The organism is Streptomyces sp. NPDC052236 (genome assembly GCF_044548015.1).
Taxonomy (GTDB): Bacteria; Actinomycetota; Actinomycetes; order Streptomycetales; family Streptomycetaceae; genus Streptomyces.
This window is the reverse complement of sequence record NZ_JBIUBL010000031.1, coordinates 94,731-112,498: the sequence shown is the minus strand read 5'-3', so window position 1 is coordinate 112,498 and position 17,768 is coordinate 94,731. Positions and strand designations below refer to the sequence as shown.

Sequence of the window (17,768 nt, the reverse complement as noted above, 5' to 3'; positions counted from 1 at the left end):
CGCACAGGGCGGGTGCGGCGCTGACCGGGGAGCTGCGCGGCCAGTTCTGGGTCGGCGAAGCCGCTGGAACGCGGGGCGTCAGCCGTGAAGGTCCGGCTGGCAGGGCGGTCGGGGGTGTGGGGGCGTCAGCCCCCACGTAACCCTCCCCCCGCCAGGGGGTCTGGGGGCGCAGCCCCCAGTTACGGGAAAGGGCGGGGTGGGGGAACAAACCCCGCGCCCCGCCCCCGCAAGCACCGCCCGCCCCTCAGCCGCCCCGCACCCCGCACAGGTGCAGCAGCGCCGCCACCCTCCGGTACGGCTCCGTGCGGCCCGCCCTGTCCTCCGCCGCCAGCAGGCGCTCCAGCTCCTCCGCCGCCGGCAGCTCCACCTCGTTGCCGACATTGTCCGTGAAGACCCGCACCCCGTACCACGCGTGCAACGGCGCCGCGATCCCCGCCAGCGTCGCCGTCAGCGCCTCCAGCCGGTCCGCCCGCACCGGGACCCCGAGCCGGTTCGTATACGTATCCGTGTCGAACGCGGTCAGCGCCTGAGACCAGTCCGCCGCCAGCCCCGGCCGCATCGCCAGCGCGTCCCCGTTGCGTACGAGCAGCGAGAGCAGACCCCCGGGCGCCAGCATCCTCGCCAGACCCGCGAGCAGCGCGTCCGGCTCCTGGACATACATCAGCACCCCGTGGCAGAGCACCACATCGAAGCTGCCCGGCAGGAAGTGCACACCGGTCTCCCGGCCGTCGCCCTCCATCAGCCGGACCCGTTCACGGATCCCCGCCGGCTCCGTCGCGAGCGATTCACGCGCCGCCCGCAGCATCTCGGGCTCGGCCTCCAGACCGGTCACCGTGTGCCCGGCCCGCGCCAGCCGCAGGGCCTGGGTGCCCTGGCCCACTCCGACGTCGAGGATCCGCAGCCGCTGCCCCACCGGGTAGCGGCTGGATATCTGCTCCTCCAGCTGGCGCGCCACCAGCTCCTGGCGCACGGTGTTGCGCAGCCCCCCGAGCCCCGCCAGCCAGTCGGCCGACGCGCCCGAGAAACTGCGAGGGACCCCCGTGTTCAGGGTCGCTCTCCGCGCTTGACCTGCGGCTTCGGCAGACGCAGTCGGCGCATCTGGAGCGTACGCATCAGGCCGTAGGCGACCGCGCCACGCTTGGGCTCGTCCGGGAAGCGCTCGTTCAACTGCTTCTTCAGACGGATCGTCAGACCGATCGAGTCCACGACGATCAGCACGATCACACCGAGCCACAGCAGCAGCGCGATGTTCTGCAGGGAACCGATCCTGACCATGCTCAGCACCAGGATCACCACCGCGAGCGGCAGGAAGAACTCGGCGACGCAGAAGCGCGAGTCCACGAAGTCCCGTACGAACCGGCGTACCGGTCCCTTGTCGCGGGCCGGCAGATAGCGCTCGTCGCCACTGGCGAGAGCCGCGCGCTGCTTGGCCATGTCCGCGCGGCGGGCTTCCCGCTGGCGCTTCATCGCCTCCTTGCGGTCACCTGGCGCGCTTGACGACGCGCGGCGACGCTGGGTCTGGGCCTCACTCCGCTTGGGCGTGGGGCGGCCCTTGGGGGCCTCGGGATCGCGGGGCTGCTTGGAGAGGTCCGCCGTCACCTTGTCGGTGGGGGCCTTCTCTTCCTTCGAACGGCTACGGAACACAAAACCCAAGGGTACGGGGTTGAAACCGGGTATCCCCACTCCGGTGGGGAACGATCCCGCAACACCATGCGTCTGTAGGGGACAGAAGCCGGTCCCAAGCCGGACAGAGCGGACGTCACCCGCGGTTTCCCTGACGGTCACCTACTCCTTGAGCCGGATCGGAGCCGTACGCAGTCGTCCTTGGGGAGGAGCGCATCCGCGCTCGAACAGTGCGGTAATGGATGCAGGGCCCGTACTGTGGGTTCTGTTGGAGTGCTGAAGCTGAGTCCGTCAGCTGAGTCCGTCAGAAGGGGGCGCGCGAAGCCCATGAGCGGTGTCATGAAGCGTATGGGGATGATCTTCCGCGCGAAGGCTAACAAGGCCCTTGACCGGGCCGAGGATCCGCGCGAGACCCTTGATTACTCGTACCAGAAGCAGCTTGAGCTGCTGCAGAAGGTGCGCCGCGGAGTCGCCGATGTGGCGACCTCCCGCAAGCGGCTGGAGTTGCAGCTGAACCAGTTGCAGGGCCAGTCCTCCAAGCTGGAGGACCAGGGCCGCAAGGCGCTGGCCCTCGGCCGCGAGGACCTGGCGCGTGAGGCGCTCTCCCGCCGCGCGTCGTTGCAGCAGCAGGTCAGCGACCTGGAGACGCAGCACACCACGCTCCAGGGTGAAGAGGAGAAGCTCACTCTCGCGGCCCAGCGGCTCCAGGCCAAGGTCGACGCCTTCCGTACGAAGAAGGAGACGATCAAGGCCACCTACACCGCGGCCCAGGCGCAGACCCGGATCGGCGAGGCCTTCTCCGGCATCTCGGAGGAGATGGGCGATGTCGGCCTGGCGATTCAGCGGGCCGAGGACAAGACCGCCCAGCTCCAGGCGCGGGCCGGCGCGATCGACGAACTGCTCGCCTCCGGCGCTCTCGACGATCAGTCCGGAATGGCGAAGGACGACATCGCCGCCGAGCTGGACCGCATCTCCGGTGGTACGGATGTAGAGCTGGAACTGCAGCGGATGAAGGCCGAGCTCGCGGGCGGCTCGACCGCGAAGCCGGCGATCGAAGGCGGACCGGCGGGCCGGCAGGACGCCGCCCCGCAGCAGAACACCCCGAACAAGTTCGACAAACAATAGGGACTCGTCATGATCGTACGGATCATGGGGGAGGGTCAGGTGAAGCTGGCAGACAGCCACTTCGCCGAACTCAACAAGCTGGACGACGAACTGCTCGCCGAGGTGGAGAGCGGCGACGGCGAAGGCTTCCGGAGGACTTTCCACGCGCTCCTGGAGAAGGTTCGCGAGCTCGGCGAGACGCTGCCGGACGACTCCCTGGAGCCGTCCGAGCTGATCCTGCCCGCCCCGGAGGCGAGTCTTGAGGAGGTACGGGAAATGCTCGGCGACGACGGTCTCATCCCCGCCGCCGGCGACGTCAGCGACCTGCCCGGCTGATCCAACCGCACTCCAACCGCACTCCAACAGTCAGCGCGCCCCGCCCCGGACCGATTGGGGGCGGGGCGCGCTGCCGGTACGGGACGTACGCAGCCGAACGTAGCCGAATGCGGACGCGCGGACGTACGCGGCTGTCGCGGCACGCCGTACCGTTGCTCGATGTGACCTCCTTCGCGACCGGCCTGCTCCGCACCCAGCGCTGGCTCCGCGCGCACCCGCTCGCGCTCGACGGCGCGCTGGCCATGGGCGCGCTGATCTGCATGGTCGCCGGCTCGTTCGCGAACCCCAACGGACGGCACGGGCCCGTGTTCGACAGCCGTATGCCCGAGCTGCGCAGCGTCGTGCTGATGCTCCTGGTCACCGGCGCGCTCGTCTTCCGCCGCCGCAATCCGATGGCCGTGCTCGTCTTCACCGGAGTGCTCTCGGTGGTCGAACTGACTGTCGGCGACCGGCCCGTCCCGGTCGTGATGAGCGCCGTGATCGCGCTCTTCACAGTCGCCTCGCGCACCGACCGTCCCACCACCTGGCGGGTCGGCCTGCTGACCATGACCGTGCTGACCGGCGCCGCGATGATCTTCGGCTCGACCCCTTGGTACACCCAGGAGAACCTGGGGGTCTTCGCCTGGACCGGCATGGCGGGGGCCGCGGGAGACGCCGTACGCAGCCGCCGTGCCTTCGTCGACGCCATACGGGAGCGGGCCGAGCGCGCCGAGCGCACCCGCGACGAGGAGGCCCGCCGCCGGGTCGCCGAGGAGCGGCTGCGGATCGCCCGCGACCTCCACGATGTGGTCGCGCACCACATCGCGCTGGTCAACGTCCAGGCGGGCGTCGCCGCGCACATCATGGACAAGCGGCCCGACCAGGCCAAGGAGGCCCTCTCCCACGTACGGGAGGCCAGCCGCTCCGCGCTCAACGAGCTACGGGCCACGGTCGGCCTGCTCCGCCAGTCCGGCGACCCGGAGGCCCCCACCGAACCGGCCCCCGGCCTGGGCGTCCTCGATGATCTGGTCACCACGTTCCGGCAGGCCGGTCTGCCGGTCGAGGTGGCCCGCTGCGAGGGCCGCGAGGACGGTGTACGGCTGCCCGCGGCCGTGGACCTCGCGGCGTACCGGATCATCCAGGAGGCACTGACCAATGTGCGGAAGCACGCGGGCCCGGACGCGAAGGCCGAGGTGAGCGTCGTACGGGTCGGAACGACCGTGGAGGTCACGGTGCTGGACAACGGCGCGGAGGAGCAAGTCCCCCCTGACGGCAACGGCGGCCCCGACAGCAACGGCGACCCCGACAGCAACGGCGGCGGCCACGGTCTGCTGGGCATGCGCGAACGCGTCGGCGCGCTCGGCGGGACCCTCTCCGCCGGGCCCCGCTACGGCGGCGGCTTCCGGGTGCAGGCGATACTGCCCCTCAAGGCCCGGACAGGGGAGAACAGATGACGATCAAGGTGCTGCTCGCCGACGACCAGACGCTGCTGCGCAGCGCGTTCCGGGTACTGGTGGACTCCGAACCGGACATGCTCGTCGTGGGAGAGGCCGCCGACGGCGCGGAGGCCGTCGCCCTGACCCGCTCCACCAAAGCCGATGTCGTCCTGATGGACATCCGGATGCCCGGTACGGACGGGCTCGCCGCCACCCGCATGATCAGCGCGGATCCCGAGCTCGCACACGTACGCGTCGTCATGCTCACCACCTTCGAGGTGGACGAGTACGTCGTGCAGTCGCTGCGCGCGGGCGCCTCGGGCTTCCTGGGCAAGGGCGCGGAACCGGAGGAGCTGCTCAACGCCATCCGTATCGCCGCCGCGGGCGACGCGCTGCTCTCCCCGGTCGCCACCAAGGGCCTGATCGCCAAGTTTCTCGCGCAGGGCGGCACATCGGACGACGACGAGGCCGGGTCACGCTCCGAGCGGCTCACCGCGCTCACCGTGCGCGAGCGCGAAGTCCTCGTGCAGGTCGCGGGCGGGCACTCCAATGACGAGATCGCGGAGCGCCTGGAGGTCAGCCCCCTGACGGTGAAGACACATGTCAACCGGACGATGGCAAAGGTCGGCGCGCGCGACCGGGCGCAATTGGTGGTTATCGCGTACGAATCGGGCCTGGTACGTCCAAGGGTGGAGTGAACCGCCGACCAGGGCGGGCCCTGGTCGGGGGCACTGCCCGATGGCCCGGCAATTCGAGCCCGTCCGGCGTCGGCCCTCCCCCCGCGTGCTGGGGGAGGGCCGACGTAGAAAACGCAGGCAGTGCTACGGCAGCGCCAGCATCCTCTCCAGCGCCAGCTTCGCGAACTTCTCCGTCTCCTCATCCACCTGGATACGGTTCACCAGCTTGCCCTCCGCCAGCGACTCCAGCGCCCACACCAGGTGCGGCAGGTCGATCCGGTTCATGGTCGAGCAGAAGCACACCGTCTTGTCGAGGAAGACGATCTCCTTGTCGGGGTGCGCGTTCGCCACCCGGCGGACAAGGTTGAGCTCGGTGCCGATGGCCCACTTCGAGCCCGCCGGAGCCGCGTCGAGCGTCTTGATGATGTACTCCGTCGAGCCGACGTAGTCCGCCGCCGTCACGACCTCGTGCTTGCACTCCGGGTGTACGAGCACATTCACGCCCGGTATCCGCTCGCGCACGTCATTGACCGAGTCCACCGAGAAGCGGCCGTGCACCGAGCAGTGCCCGCGCCACAGGATCATCTTCGCCGCGCGCAGCTCCTCGACCGTCAGCCCGCCGTTCGGCTTGTGCGGGTTGTAGAGCACGCAGTCGTCGAGGGACATGCCCATGTCCCGTACCGCCGTGTTGCGCCCCAGGTGCTGGTCGGGCAGGAACAACACCTGCTCGCCCTGCTCAAAGGCCCACTCCAGCGCGCGCTTGGCGTTCGAGGAAGTGCAGATCGTCCCGCCGTGCTTGCCGGTGAACGCCTTGATGTCGGCGGACGAGTTCATGTACGAGACCGGCACCACCCGGTCCGCGATGCCCGCCTCGGTCAGCACGTCCCAGCACTCCGCCACCTGCTCGGCCGTCGCCATGTCCGCCATCGAACAGCCCGCCGCCAGGTCCGGCAGCACGACCTTCTGCGTGCCCGAGGTCAGGATGTCCGCGGATTCGGCCATGAAGTGCACACCGCAGAAGACGATGTACTCGGCCTCCGGCCGCGCCGCCGCGTCCTTGGCCAGTTTGAAGGAGTCGCCGGTGACATCCGCGAACTGGATGACCTCGTCGCGCTGGTAGTGGTGCCCCAGGACGAAGACCTTGTCCCCGAGCTTCTCCTTGGCCGCGCGGGCGCGCTCCACCAGGTCCGGGTCGGACGGCGACGGCAGGTCGCCGGGGCACTCCACACCGCGCTCACTCCGGGGGTCGGCCTCGCGGCCGAGCAGCAGCAGGGCGAGTGGCGTCGGCTGGACGTCGAGTTCCGGACGGGCCGGACGAGCTGGGGCGGTGGTCACGACACGCACCCTTCCTGTTCTTACCGAGAAGCCTTTTCGTCTAATTGACGTTATCTATCATAACCGCTTCACGTCACTTTGACGATGCCCATAGCGTCGATGTGACGCACCCCTTGCCCCTTGCCAGCTGTCACCGGTGGTGTGCGAGCATGAAAGGGAACGAACGACCTGTCCGCGGCCATGGAATGAATCCGCGGCCACGCCGGTTGCAACCGTCGGCAAGCAGTCTCCGTACAACCCTGGAGAGAAGCAGATGTCCGTATCGGACGAGAAAACCACCGTGAGCGACGGCATCCTCCTGTCCGACGCCGCCGCCGCCAAGGTCAAGGCCCTGCTGGACCAGGAAGGCCGCGAGGACCTGGCCCTGCGCGTAGCGGTACAGCCCGGCGGCTGCTCCGGCCTGCGTTACCAGCTGTTCTTCGACGAGCGCTCGCTCGACGGCGATGTCCTCAAGGACTTCGACGGCGTCAAGGTCGTCACCGACCGGATGAGCGCCCCGTACCTGGGCGGCGCCTCGATCGACTTCGTGGACACGATCGAGAAGCAGGGCTTCACGATCGACAACCCGAACGCCTCCGGTTCCTGCGCCTGCGGCGACTCCTTCAGCTAGACCCAGACCCAGCGCGCCGAAAGGCGGCGGCCCCGTTTCCGGGACCGCCGCCTTCGTCGTACGCGCTACTTCATCATCGGGATTGCCTCACCCGTCGCCGCGTCCACGACCTTCCGGTCGCCCAGCGGCTTGTCCAGCGTGACCTTCTCCGTCAGCTCCTTGGCGATCAGGATGCAGACCCGCTCCGGATCCGGCTTCGACTCGGTGATCGCGATCTTCACCTGGCCGCCGCTCTCGCTCGCCGTCGCCGCGTAGTCGCTGCACACACCGCCCCAGAACGTCACGCTCAGCGTCCGCCTCTCCGCCCCGTCCACGCTGTACGACAGGACGCGCCGCTCGGAGGGTGCCACCGGATCGGGCGACGGCGCGGAGTCGTCGTTCAGATACTTCGGGTCCACCGCCGTCTGCGTGACCGTGAACGTCTTGACGCCGTCGCCCTTCCGCTCCACCTCGAACAGCCACGACGGTACGAGCGCCTGCTGCCCGTCCACGTACTGCGCGGCCAGTCCGAAGACCGCCTTGGCGATCGTCAGCCGCTCCGGCCCGCTCGGCGTCGCCCCGGTCTCCGGCTCACACGGGGCCGCGGGCTTCTGCTCGCCCTCCAGCGGCACCGGCGTGGCGCATCCGCCGATCCCGACCCGGCCCGCGTCCTTGCTCGCGTTGTTCAGCCGCTTCAGCGCCTCCTCGGCCGAGAGCACCGGGTACTCGGCACCCTTCCGCGGCTCCTTCAACTGCCCGCTGCCGCCGACGACCTGCCCGTCGGCACCGACCTGGATCCCGGTCGACCAGCCGTACGTCGGCAGCCCGCCGACCACCGGGTCGGCGTTCACCACCCGTACAGCGCCCATCAGTTGGTCCGCGCGCAGCTTGGCGTCGTCCTGGCCGAGCGCCTTCAGTACGGGGGCGGCAGCCTTCTTCGCGGCCTCCGGGCTCACCGCCGCGCCCGCGTCCGGGCTGGTCGCCCCCGTGTCGGACGGCGGACAGGCCTTGCCCTTCAGGCAGTTGTCACCGCCCGGCGTGGCCAGGAACCGGGCGAACGTCCAGGTGCCGGGCGCCCGCGTATTGACCTGGAGCAGCGGGCCCGCGCCATCCTTTTCGGCCCCGATCTTCCAGGCCGAGCCGACCGCCCGCGGCGTGCCGGGCACCCCGAGCGCCTTCGCCAGCCGGGTCACCTCGGCGGCGGTGACAGCGCCCTGCGGGCGGTGGACGGCTGCCCTGTCCGGTCCGTCCGGCAGCTCGCCCCTGGCGCGGTAGACGGTCCCGCCGCCCGACGGGTCGGGCTCGCCGATGTCGAGGGAGAGCGGCGGAGGCTGGACGTCGCCGCTCCCCACACTGCTTCCGGCTTCCGCGCTGCCTCCGCCCCCGCCTCCGCCCCCGTCGCCTCCACTGAAGCCGGCCGCCGCGAAGTACGTACCACCGCCCGCGACCAGCACCGCGGCGGCCACCGAGGCGACAGCGAACGGGGAACGCCGGCGGCGAGGAATGTCCGGGCTGTTGGGAGGTCGCTCCGTACTGCTCACCGCATCGCTCCTTGTCTCATGTCCCCCTCCGCGGGGACATGACTGGGACGGAGCGGGGGCGCGCGCGGTTCCCCCGCGCCCTAGCTCTCCGTCGCGGTATCGCGATACGCCGAATACTCCGTCATCGCGTCGACCAGCCGGGCGGAGGCGGCCGGGACGACCACCCCATGGATGCGGGACGGCGGCACAGGCGCGGGCACGGCGGCGGGGGGCACCACCCAGTGCGGGGCCATTCGTGCGCAGTCGCCGCGCAGCTGGTCCAGGGTGAACTCTGTGTGGGTCGTCATGTCCGCACCGTACGCACGCGAGAGTCGACGAAAAAAGCCCTACTATTGGGTAGTTTTCGCACTTCAGTATGGGTGCCGACCCGCTAGCGTGGACTGTCGACTCCCACCCGTCGCCCCCTTCGACCCCCAGGAGCGCTTCGCCGTGCGCATCGCAGTCACCGGCTCCATCGCCACCGACCACCTGATGACCTTCCCCGGCCGGTTCGCCGACCAACTCGTCGGGGACCAGCTGCACACGGTCTCCCTTTCCTTCCTGGTCGACACCCTCAACGTACGCAGGGGCGGTGTCGGCGCCAACATCTGTTTCGGCATGGGCCAGCTCGGCAGCGCGCCGATCCTGGTCGGCGCGGCGGGGGCCGACTTCGACGAGTACCGCGCCTGGCTCGACCGGCACGGCGTGGACACCGCGTCCGTACGTATCTCGGAGGTCCTGCACACCGCGCGCTTCGTCTGCACGACGGACGCGGACCACAACCAGATCGGCTCCTTCTACACGGGCGCGATGAGCGAGGCCCGCCAGATCGAGCTCAAGGCCGTCGCCGACCGGGTGGGCGGGCTGGACCTGGTCCTGATCGGCGCGGACGACCCGGAGGCGATGCTCCGCCATACGGAGGAGTGCAAGACCCGCTCCATTCCGTTCGCCGCGGACTTCTCGCAGCAGATCGCGCGGATGACCGGCGAGGACATCCGCACCCTCCTCGACGGCGCGACCTACCTCTTCTCCAACGAGTACGAGAAGGGACTCATCGAGTCCAAGACCGGCTGGAGCGACAGCGAGATCCTGAGCAAGGTCGGCCACCGCATCACGACGCTCGGCTCACGGGGTGTGCGCGTCGAGCAGGCGGGCCAGGACGGGATCGAGGTCGGCTGCCCGGAGGAGGAGGCGAAGGTCGACCCGACGGGTGTCGGGGACGCGTTCCGTGCGGGGTTCCTGTCGGGGCTTTCGTGGGGGGTGAGCCTGGAGAGGGCGGCGCAGATCGGCTGCATGCTGGCGACGCTGGTGATTGAGACGCTGGGGACGCAGGAGTACACGTTGCGGCGGGCGCACTTCATGGAGCGCTTCACGAAGGCGTACGGCGACGAGTCGGCCACGGAGGTCCAGGCCCACCTCCCATAGACCCTGGTCGGGGCGCTGCCCCCAGCGCCTCAATCGCCCGCAATTCAAGCCTCGCCGGCGATCGAGGCGCGGGGTCTGGGGCAGCGCCCCAGTTCGGGATGGGGGTACTCCCCCTACGCCTAGCGGCGTGGGAGGTGCCCCCACCCACGCCGCGCTGGGGGTCCCCCCACGCCCTCAGGGCGTAGGGGGAGTAGGGGGGAGGGCGGGTAGGGGAACAGGCCCGCCGCAGGCGACCGCACCCGCGCCGCTACGACACCCGCCGCACCACATACCCCACACCCCTCCCCGCGCCCCGCTCCCCCACAAACTCCTGCCCCCGCATCTCGCACCACGCCGGAATGTCCAGCCGCGCCGCCTCGTCGTCCGACAGGACCGTCACCGTGCCGCCCACCGGCACATCCCCGAAGATCTTCGCCAGCTCGATCACCGGGATCGGGCACAGCTTGCCAAGCGCGTCCACCACGACCGACGCGTCCTCGTCCTCCCCGCTCCCGGAGGGAGACCCGGCAAACGAGGCGGCAAACGAAGCGGAAGACGGCGCGCCGAGCCGCTCCCGCACCCCCGCCACCACCCCCGGCAGCACCGCCAAAAAACGCTCCACCTCCTCCTCTCCCGTCCCCATCGGCAGCGACACCCGCACGTTTCCCTCCGACAGCACCCCCATCGCCCGCAGCACATGGCTCGGCGTCAGCGTGCCGCTGGTGCAGGAGGAACCCGACGAGACCGAGAACCCCGCCCGGTCCAGCTCGTGCAGCAGCACCTCTCCGTCGACATAGAGACAGGAGAAGGTGACGAGATGGGGGAGCCGGCGCACCGGATCGCCCACCACCTCTACATCGGGGACCAGTTCCGGCACGCTCGCGCGGATACGGTCCACCAGGGCCCGCAGCCGCACCGCCTCCGCCGCAGCCTCCATCCGTACCGCCCGCAGCGACGCCGCCGCCGCCACGATCGCCGGGATGTTCTCGAACCCCGCGCTGCGGCCCGACTCCCGCTCGTCCGCGGGGCCCTGATGGGCGAACCGCACACCCTTGCGTACGGCGAGCAGCCCCACCCCCGCCGGGCCGCCCCACTTGTGCGCACTCGCCGTCAGCAGCGACCACGCGCCCTCCACCGGCCGCCAGCCCAGCGACTGCGCCGCGTCCACCAGCAGCGGCACCCCGACAGCGCGGCACGCCTCCGCGACCGGCGCCACCGGCTGCTCCGTGCCCACCTCGTGGTTGGCGGACTGGAGGCAGGCCAGCGCCGTGTCCTCGCGCAGAGCCGCGGCGTACGCGTCGGGGGACACCGCCCCCGAGCGGTCGACCGGGACCTCGGTCACCGCGCCCCCGTCGTCCCGAAGCGCGCCTCCCGCATGCAGCACCGAGGAGTGCTCCACCGCGGACACGACCAGATGGCGCCCGACACGCCGACGGCCCGCGAGCGCGCCGGAGATTCCGAGGTGGATCGCGTGCGTCCCCGAAGGAGTGAATACGAGTTCGTCGGGGCGGCAGCCCACCGCCTCCGCCGCCGCCTCCCGCGCCGCGTCCAGCAGGAGTCTGGCCCGCCGCCCCTCGCGGTAGAGCCGGGCGGGATCGGCCCAGCCCTCGTCCAGGGAGGCTTGCAGGGCCTGGCGGGCAACGGGGTGCAGGGGAGCGGAGGATGCGGCGTCGAAGTAGGGCACACAGCCACGCTAACCCGCCCGCGCGGAGACAGAGTCAGACGGCCGTTGGACAGCGCCGGAGCGCTCCCGGACGGCTCCCGGAGCGCTCCGGAACAGCCCCCTCGCAAGATCGGGACGGGGCATTTCCGTAGGTATCCCACCCCCATTCCACCCCTTCGGGGTGGCCGGCGGCGCGTTGGGCACCCTCCCCGCGCGACCCCAAATAGCGTCCAGTAGGGTTTGGTCCGCATAAACATCCAAACCCCCTGCCCGCGTCAGGGCCGGCGACCGACCAGCATGACGGCCGCAGCCGGTCGCGCGGGCCGAGACTCTCGGGAAGGCGCTACGTGAGTCCCAACGGCTCCGACCGCTCGTCGCGGCGCCCGATGCGGCGGAAGCTGCCGCAGGTGCTGACTGCGGCCCTGATCCTCGCGACCGCGACCGGTTGCACATACAAGGATTTCCCCCGCCTTGGTATGCCCACCCCGGTAACGGAAGAGGCGCCGCGGATCCTCTCCCTCTGGCAGGGCTCGTGGGCGGCAGCGCTCGTCACGGGCGCGCTGGTGTGGGGCCTGATCCTGTGGAGCATCATCTTCCACCGGCGCAGCCGCACCAAGATCGAGGTACCTCCGCAGACCCGGTACAACATGCCCATCGAGGCCTTGTACACCGTGGTCCCGCTCATCATCGTTTCGGTGCTCTTCTACTTCACCGCGCGTGATGAGTCGAAGCTCCTGGCCCTCTCCGAGAAGCCCGCCCACACGGTCAACGTGGTCGGCTATCAGTGGAGCTGGGGCTTCAACTACATCGAGAACCTGGACGGCGACGCCAAGACTGGCGCCAAGGTCCCCGCGGAGCTCGAGACCATCCCGGACAAGTTCCAGAAGCAGTTCCCCGCGGGCGCCGAAGGTGTCTACGACGCCGGCATCCCCGGCACCCGGAACCCGCAGACCGGCAACCCGGGTCCGACACTGTGGCTGCCCCTCGGGGAGAAGGTCAGGTTCGTCCTGACCTCTCGTGACGTCATCCACTCCTTCTGGGTGGTCCCCTTCCTGATGAAGCAGGACGTCATCCCGGGGCACACCAACTCCTTCGAGGTGACCCCCACCCAGGAAGGCACCTTCCTGGGCAAGTGCGCCGAGCTCTGCGGCGTCGACCACTCGCGGATGCTCTTCAACGTCAAGGTCGTCTCCCCGGAGCGCTACCAGCAGCACCTGAGGGAGTTGCGGGACCAGGGCAAGACCGGCTACATCCCGTCGGGCATTGAGCAGACGGACCCGGCCAGGAATGCGGAGACGAACCAACTGTGAGCATCCTCAACGAACCCCAGGGTGCCGCCGCAGCGGCTGACGACTCCTACGAGGACGAGCTGCCGGTACGGCGCAAGAAGCCGGGCAGCGTGGTCGTGTCGTGGCTGACCACAACCGACCACAAGACCATCGGCACGCTGTACCTCATCACGTCGTTCTTCTTCTTCTGCATCGGCGGGGTGATGGCGCTCTTCATGCGCGCCGAGCTGGCCCGCCCCGGCACGCAGATCATGTCGAACGAGCAGTTCAACCAGGCGTTCACGATGCACGGCACGATCATGCTGCTGATGTTCGCGACGCCGCTGTTCGCCGGGTTCGCGAACTGGATCATGCCGCTGCAGATCGGCGCGCCCGACGTGGCGTTCCCGCGGCTGAACATGTTCGCGTACTGGCTCTACCTCTTCGGCTCGCTGATCGCGGTGGCCGGTTTCCTCACCCCGCAGGGCGCGGCCGACTTCGGCTGGTTCGCGTACTCCCCACTGTCGGACGCGGTCCGCTCGCCGGGCATCGGCGCCGATATGTGGATCATGGGTCTGGCCTTCTCCGGCTTCGGCACGATCCTCGGCTCGGTCAACTTCATCACCACGATCATCTGCATGCGCGCGCCCGGCATGACGATGTTCCGGATGCCGATCTTCTGCTGGAACGTGCTGCTGACCGGTGTGCTGGTGCTCCTGGCCTTCCCGGTGCTGGCCGCGGCGCTCTTCGCGCTGGAGGCGGACCGTAAATTCGGCGCGCACATCTTCGACGCGTCCAACGGCGGGGCCCTGCTCTGGCAACACCTCTTCTGGTTCTTCGGCCATCCAGAGGTGTACATCATCGCCTTGCCGTTCTTCGGGATCGTCTCCGAGATCATCCCGGTCTTCAGCCGCAAGCCGATGTTCGGCTATATCGGTCTGGTGGCCGCGACGATCTCGATCGCGGGTCTGTCGGTGACGGTGTGGGCGCACCACATGTACGTCACAGGCGGCGTGTTGTTGCCGTTCTTCTCCTTTATGACCTTCCTGATCGCGGTACCGACCGGTGTGAAATTCTTCAACTGGATCGGCACCATGTGGAAGGGCTCACTGTCCTTCGAGACACCGATGCTCTGGACGATCGGGTTCCTGGTCACCTTCGCCTTCGGTGGTCTGACCGGCGTCATCCTGGCCTCGCCCCCGATGGACTTCCACGTCTCCGACTCGTACTTCGTCGTCGCGCACTTCCACTACGTCGTCTTCGGCACCGTGGTCTTCGCGATGTTCGCCGGCTTCCACTTCTGGTGGCCGAAGATGACGGGCAAGATGCTGGACGAGCAGCTCGGCAAGATCACCTTCTGGACGCTGTTCATCGGCTTCCACGGCACGTTCCTGGTGCAGCACTGGCTGGGAGCGGAAGGCATGCCGCGCCGGTACGCGGACTACCTCGCCGCCGATGGCTTCACCGCGCTGAACACCATCTCCACGATCAGCTCGTTCCTGCTCGGCCTGTCGGTCCTGCCGTTCCTCTACAACGTGTGGAAGACCGCCAAGTACGGCAAGAAGGTCGAGGTCGACGACCCGTGGGGCTACGGCCGCTCGCTCGAATGGGCGACCACGTGTCCGCCGCCGCGGCACAACTTCCTCACCCTGCCGCGGATCCGTTCCGAATCCCCGGCGTTCGACCTGCACCACCCGGAGATCGCGGCGCTCGACCAGCTTGAGCACGCGGGCCACGGCGCGAGCGTCCTCACGCGTGAGAAGGAGACCGGCAAGTGAAGATCCAAGGCAGGATGTTCATCTGGCTCGCTGTCTTCATTCTCGCCATCGCCGTCCTCTACGGCGTGTGGTCGAAGGAGCCGGTCGGCACCACGGCGCTCTTCATGGCCTTCGGTCTGTCCATCATGATCGGCTACTACCTGGCCTTCACGGCCCGGCGAGTGGACATCATGGCCCAGGACAACAAGGAGGCCGATGTCGCGGACGAGGCAGGCGACGTGGGGTTCTTCTCCCCGCACAGCTGGCAGCCGCTCTCCCTGGCGGTAGGCGGCGCGTTCGCCTTCATGGGCGTCATCTTCGGCTGGTGGCTGCTGTACTTCTCGGTCCCGGTCATCCTGATCGGTCTGTTCGGCTGGGTGTTCGAGTACTACCGCGGCGAGAGCCAGAACCAGTGAGCCAGTAGCAGTAGTAATCAGCACTCCGTACGAGATCGGCGGGCCCGGATTCCCCTCACTCCTGAGGGGGATCCGGGCCCGCCGTTTGCAGTCACCCGGCGCGCCGCTGCCAACCGATCTTCATAACGTGTGCTTATGAACCACACGCCCCACACGTCGCGCATCCGCACCGTTCTCAGCTGCACTCTGGTGGTCGTCTTCCTCGGGGCGAGTGCCACCGCGTGCGGTGGCGGCTCCGACGCCAACCCGCTCGCCGCGCAGCCGTACGACGCGGCGGAACAGATCGCCTTCAACACGCCCGCGGGCAGAGTCAAAGGGGCCAAAGCCGACCCGGCCAAGCCCCTGGAGGTCACGGTCAAGGGCTCCGGCGGCCGGATCACCGACGTCACGGTCACCGACGACGCGGGCCACCGCCTCGCCGGTGAACTCGCCCCCGACGGCAGCCGCTGGCGATCGACCGCCCCCCTGGCGGCAGGCGTCACCTACACCGTCAGGGTCTCCACGGAGGACAAGGACGGCTCCCCGGGCACCCGCACGCTCACCTTCGAGACGGCGCCGTCCAAGAAGGTCCTGACGGTCGCCTTCGGTCCCGAGGCGGGCACGTACGGCGTCGGACAGCCCATCACCGCCGAACTGAGCGCCCCCGTCCGGGACATGAGCGCCAGGGCCGTCGTCGAACGCGCGCTGAAGATCGAGTCCGAGCCGGCCGTTGAGGGCGCCTGGCACTGGGTGGACGACAAGAAGCTGCACTTCCGCCCGAAGGAGTACTGGCCGCCAGGCGCGATCGTCAGCGCCGCCAGCAGACTCTACGGCGTCAAGGTCGCCGACAAGCTCTACGGCGGCGTGTCCAAGCCGCTGAAGCTCACCATCGGGGACCGTATCGAGGCCATCACCGACGCGAGCGCGCACCAGATGACCGTCAAGCGCAACGGAGAAGTGATCAACACCATTCCGGTGACCACGGGCAAGCCCGGCTTCTCCACCCGCAACGGAGTCAAGGTCGTGCTCGGCAAGGAGTACTTCGTACGGATGCGCGGCACGACCGTCGGCATCGCCGAAGGCAGTGCGGACTCGTACGACCTGCCCGTCTACTACGCCACGCGCGTCACCTGGAGCGGTGAGTACGTCCACGCCGCGCCGTGGTCCGTCGGCTCACAGGGCTCCGCGAACGTCAGCCACGGCTGCACCGGCATGTCCACCGCCAACGCCGCCTGGTTCTACAAGACCGTGCGCCCGGGTGACCTCGTCACCGTCGTCAACAGCGGCGGGGCCGAGATGACGCCCTTCGGCAACGGCTTCGGCGACTGGAACCTGCCCTGGGACGCCTGGCGCAAGGGCAGTGCACTGGTGACCGACACCACCAGGGAGGGCAGCAGCCCCGCCGACGTGGCACGGCTGCGCCCCCGGGTCTGACACGGCCGACGGGGTTACGCCCTCCGGGTTACGCCTTCACGGCCAGTCTGCGCCGCAGCAGCGCGGCCAGCGCGTCCGCGAACTCCACCGGGTCGACCGGCAGCGTCACCGCGGCCTCCGCGCGGCTCCACGTGGCCAGCCAGGCGTCCTGCGGGCGCCCCATCAGCAGCAGCACGGGCGGGCAGTTGAAGATCTCGTCCTTGATCTGCCGGCAGACGCCCATGCCGCCCGCGGGAACCGTCTCGCCGTCCAGTACGCAGACATCGATGCCGCCCTCGTCCAGCGCCTTGAGAACGGCGGGCAGGGTCGCGCACTCCAGGAACTCCACCGGCGGCACATCGGCGGCAGGCCTGCGCCCCGCCGCCAGCCGGACCTGCTCGCGGGTGCCCGCGTCATCGCTGTAGACCAGCACCGTGGCAGTCGCCTGCATTGTTCCTCCACGCTTCTTGATGGCACACGCTTGTCGATGGCACGCGCTTGTCGAGGTCACAGCCCGATGCCGCGGATGCTACTCCGTCCCGGCTCCGGGAGGGCTGTGATGGGCTGTTCGGGCTGGACACACGCCTCTGACACACCAAACGGCACCCCCGGGGGTGAGCGCGGGATAAGCGACCGACATAATGTCGGTCGTGGCGACAGCAACGACAGTAGAAACCGGGCACGCGCACCCGTCGGTCAATCGGCCGAACCTCACCAGCGTCGGAACCATCATCTGGCTGAGTTCCGAGCTGATGTTCTTCGCGGCCCTCTTCGCGATGTACTTCACCCTGCGATCGGTGACCGGCGCCGAGTTCTGGGAGGAAAAGGCTTCGGCCTTGAACTTCCCGTTCGCCGCGACGAACACCACGATCCTGGTGCTCTCCTCCCTCACCTGCCAGCTCGGCGTCTTCGCCGCCGAGCGGGGCGATGTGAAGAAGCTCCGATCGTGGTTCATCCTCACCTTCGTGATGGGCGCGGTCTTCGTCGGCGGTCAGATCTTCGAGTACACCGAGCTGGTCAAGAAGGACGGCCTGTCGCTGTCCTCCGACGCGTACGGCTCGGCGTTCTACCTGACCACCGGCTTCCACGGCCTGCATGTGACGGGCGGTCTCATCGCCTTCCTGCTGGTCCTCGGGAGGACGTATGCGGCCAAGAGATTCACACACGAGCAGGCAACCGCCGCCATCGTCGTGTCCTACTACTGGCACTTCGTCGATGTCGTCTGGATCGGCCTCTTTGCCACGATCTACATGATCAAGTAGTCGGGCC

The 17,768-nt window shown here is 69.1% G+C and carries 18 protein-coding genes; 11 read left to right on the top strand and 7 right to left on the bottom strand.

Annotated elements, in window-relative coordinates:
- Positions 1–244: 244 nt before the first annotated feature.
- Both ACIHCQ_RS37115 and ACIHCQ_RS37110 read right to left on the bottom strand, forming a co-directional pair.
- A complete protein-coding gene (locus tag ACIHCQ_RS37115; RefSeq protein ID WP_399672668.1) occupies positions 245–955 on the bottom strand; it encodes a class I SAM-dependent methyltransferase in 711 nt (236 codons plus the stop codon).
- Between the two features lie 89 nt (positions 956–1,044).
- Positions 1,045–1,644, bottom strand: a complete 600-nt coding sequence (locus ACIHCQ_RS37110; RefSeq protein WP_399672666.1) for a DUF3043 domain-containing protein — start codon at positions 1,642–1,644, stop codon at positions 1,045–1,047.
- Between the two features lie 306 nt (positions 1,645–1,950).
- Between ACIHCQ_RS37110 and ACIHCQ_RS37105 the strand changes: the two genes are divergently transcribed.
- The 4 genes from ACIHCQ_RS37105 (at position 1,951) to ACIHCQ_RS37090 (ending at position 5,176) form a co-directional block, all read left to right on the top strand.
- Complete coding sequence (locus ACIHCQ_RS37105; protein WP_399672664.1) at positions 1,951–2,748, top strand: PspA/IM30 family protein; 798 nt, start codon at positions 1,951–1,953, stop codon at positions 2,746–2,748.
- Between the two features lie 9 nt (positions 2,749–2,757).
- Positions 2,758–3,063 carry a hypothetical protein gene (locus ACIHCQ_RS37100; RefSeq protein ID WP_399672662.1) on the top strand — a complete coding sequence of 102 codons (306 nt, stop codon included), beginning with the start codon at positions 2,758–2,760 and terminating at the stop codon, positions 3,061–3,063.
- 107 nt (positions 3,064–3,170) lie between these two features.
- The gene (locus ACIHCQ_RS37095) at positions 3,171–4,496 is read left to right on the top strand and encodes a sensor histidine kinase (RefSeq protein WP_399672660.1); all 1,326 of its coding nucleotides are present in this window, start codon (positions 3,171–3,173) and stop codon (positions 4,494–4,496) included.
- A complete protein-coding gene (locus ACIHCQ_RS37090; RefSeq protein ID WP_399672658.1) occupies positions 4,493–5,176 on the top strand; it encodes a response regulator in 684 nt (227 codons plus the stop codon). Before ACIHCQ_RS37095 ends, ACIHCQ_RS37090 begins: the two co-directional genes overlap by 4 nt.
- Positions 5,177–5,299: 123 nt before the next feature.
- Here ACIHCQ_RS37090 and nadA read toward each other — a convergent pair whose 3' ends face one another.
- Entirely contained in the window at positions 5,300–6,499 is a 1,200-nt protein-coding gene (gene nadA / locus ACIHCQ_RS37085; RefSeq protein WP_399672656.1) for a quinolinate synthase NadA, read from the bottom strand.
- 244 nt (positions 6,500–6,743) lie between these two features.
- Here nadA and ACIHCQ_RS37080 point away from each other — a divergent pair, with 244 nt between their 5' ends.
- On the top strand, positions 6,744–7,100 hold the full coding sequence (locus ACIHCQ_RS37080) for a HesB/IscA family protein (RefSeq protein ID WP_399672654.1): 357 nt from the start codon (positions 6,744–6,746) through the stop codon (positions 7,098–7,100).
- 65 nt (positions 7,101–7,165) lie between these two features.
- On the opposite strand, the gene ACIHCQ_RS37075 is transcribed toward ACIHCQ_RS37080, so the two are convergent.
- Positions 7,166–8,620: a hypothetical protein gene (locus ACIHCQ_RS37075; RefSeq protein ID WP_399672652.1), complete on the bottom strand. Its 1,455-nt coding sequence runs from the start codon at positions 8,618–8,620 to the stop codon at positions 7,166–7,168.
- A gap of 80 nt (positions 8,621–8,700) precedes the next feature.
- Positions 8,701–8,907 (bottom strand): hypothetical protein, encoded by a 207-nt coding sequence (locus tag ACIHCQ_RS37070; RefSeq protein WP_399672650.1) that lies wholly within the window; start codon positions 8,905–8,907, stop codon positions 8,701–8,703.
- Positions 8,908–9,049: 142 nt separating this feature from the next.
- Between ACIHCQ_RS37070 and ACIHCQ_RS37065 the strand changes: the two genes are divergently transcribed.
- A complete protein-coding gene (locus ACIHCQ_RS37065) occupies positions 9,050–10,024 on the top strand; it encodes a carbohydrate kinase family protein (protein WP_399672648.1) in 975 nt (324 codons plus the stop codon).
- 247 nt (positions 10,025–10,271) lie between these two features.
- Here the strand turns inward: ACIHCQ_RS37065 and ACIHCQ_RS37060 are convergent, their stop codons facing one another.
- Complete coding sequence (locus ACIHCQ_RS37060) at positions 10,272–11,687, bottom strand: cysteine desulfurase/sulfurtransferase TusA family protein (RefSeq protein WP_399672646.1); 1,416 nt, start codon at positions 11,685–11,687, stop codon at positions 10,272–10,274.
- A gap of 326 nt (positions 11,688–12,013) precedes the next feature.
- Between ACIHCQ_RS37060 and coxB the strand changes: the two genes are divergently transcribed.
- The 4 genes from coxB to ACIHCQ_RS37040 all read left to right on the top strand — a co-directional run bounded on the left by coxB (position 12,014) and on the right by ACIHCQ_RS37040 (position 16,520).
- A complete protein-coding gene (coxB, locus tag ACIHCQ_RS37055) occupies positions 12,014–12,976 on the top strand; it encodes a cytochrome c oxidase subunit II (RefSeq protein ID WP_399672644.1) in 963 nt (320 codons plus the stop codon).
- Positions 12,973–14,712 carry a cytochrome c oxidase subunit I gene (gene ctaD, locus ACIHCQ_RS37050; RefSeq protein ID WP_399672642.1) on the top strand — a complete coding sequence of 580 codons (1,740 nt, stop codon included), beginning with the start codon at positions 12,973–12,975 and terminating at the stop codon, positions 14,710–14,712. The genes coxB and ctaD overlap by 4 nt, the downstream gene beginning before the upstream one ends.
- A complete protein-coding gene (locus ACIHCQ_RS37045) occupies positions 14,709–15,107 on the top strand; it encodes a cytochrome c oxidase subunit 4 (RefSeq protein WP_399672640.1) in 399 nt (132 codons plus the stop codon). The genes ctaD and ACIHCQ_RS37045 overlap by 4 nt, the downstream gene beginning before the upstream one ends.
- A gap of 135 nt (positions 15,108–15,242) precedes the next feature.
- Positions 15,243–16,520: an Ig-like domain-containing protein gene (locus tag ACIHCQ_RS37040; protein WP_399672638.1), complete on the top strand. Its 1,278-nt coding sequence runs from the start codon at positions 15,243–15,245 to the stop codon at positions 16,518–16,520.
- Between the two features lie 28 nt (positions 16,521–16,548).
- On the opposite strand, the gene ACIHCQ_RS37035 is transcribed toward ACIHCQ_RS37040, so the two are convergent.
- Positions 16,549–16,950, bottom strand: coding sequence for a hypothetical protein (locus tag ACIHCQ_RS37035; protein WP_399672636.1), 402 nt, complete (start codon positions 16,948–16,950; stop codon positions 16,549–16,551).
- Between the two features lie 190 nt (positions 16,951–17,140).
- On the opposite strand from ACIHCQ_RS37035, the gene ACIHCQ_RS37030 reads away from it, so the two are divergent.
- Positions 17,141–17,761: a heme-copper oxidase subunit III gene (locus ACIHCQ_RS37030; protein WP_399672634.1), complete on the top strand. Its 621-nt coding sequence runs from the start codon at positions 17,141–17,143 to the stop codon at positions 17,759–17,761.
- Positions 17,762–17,768: the final 7 nt, after the last annotated feature.

Excerpts from the sequence above, each read along its gene's own strand:
- ACIHCQ_RS37105 (WP_399672664.1), top strand. The coding sequence starts at position 1,951 with ATGAGCGGTGTCATGAAGCGTATGGGGATGATCTTCCGCGCGAAGGCT.
- ACIHCQ_RS37100 (WP_399672662.1), top strand. The coding sequence starts at position 2,758 with ATGATCGTACGGATCATGGGGGAGGGTCAGGTGAAGCTGGCAGACAGC.
- ACIHCQ_RS37095 (WP_399672660.1), top strand. The coding sequence starts at position 3,171 with ATGCGGACGCGCGGACGTACGCGGCTGTCGCGGCACGCCGTACCGTTG.
- ACIHCQ_RS37090 (WP_399672658.1), top strand. The coding sequence starts at position 4,493 with ATGACGATCAAGGTGCTGCTCGCCGACGACCAGACGCTGCTGCGCAGC.
- ACIHCQ_RS37080 (WP_399672654.1), top strand. The coding sequence starts at position 6,744 with ATGTCCGTATCGGACGAGAAAACCACCGTGAGCGACGGCATCCTCCTG.
- ACIHCQ_RS37070 (WP_399672650.1), bottom strand. The coding sequence starts at position 8,907 with ATGACGACCCACACAGAGTTCACCCTGGACCAGCTGCGCGGCGACTGC.
- ACIHCQ_RS37040 (WP_399672638.1), top strand. The coding sequence starts at position 15,243 with ATGAACCACACGCCCCACACGTCGCGCATCCGCACCGTTCTCAGCTGC.
- ACIHCQ_RS37035 (WP_399672636.1), bottom strand. The coding sequence starts at position 16,950 with ATGCAGGCGACTGCCACGGTGCTGGTCTACAGCGATGACGCGGGCACC.
- ACIHCQ_RS37030 (WP_399672634.1), top strand. The coding sequence starts at position 17,141 with ATGTCGGTCGTGGCGACAGCAACGACAGTAGAAACCGGGCACGCGCAC.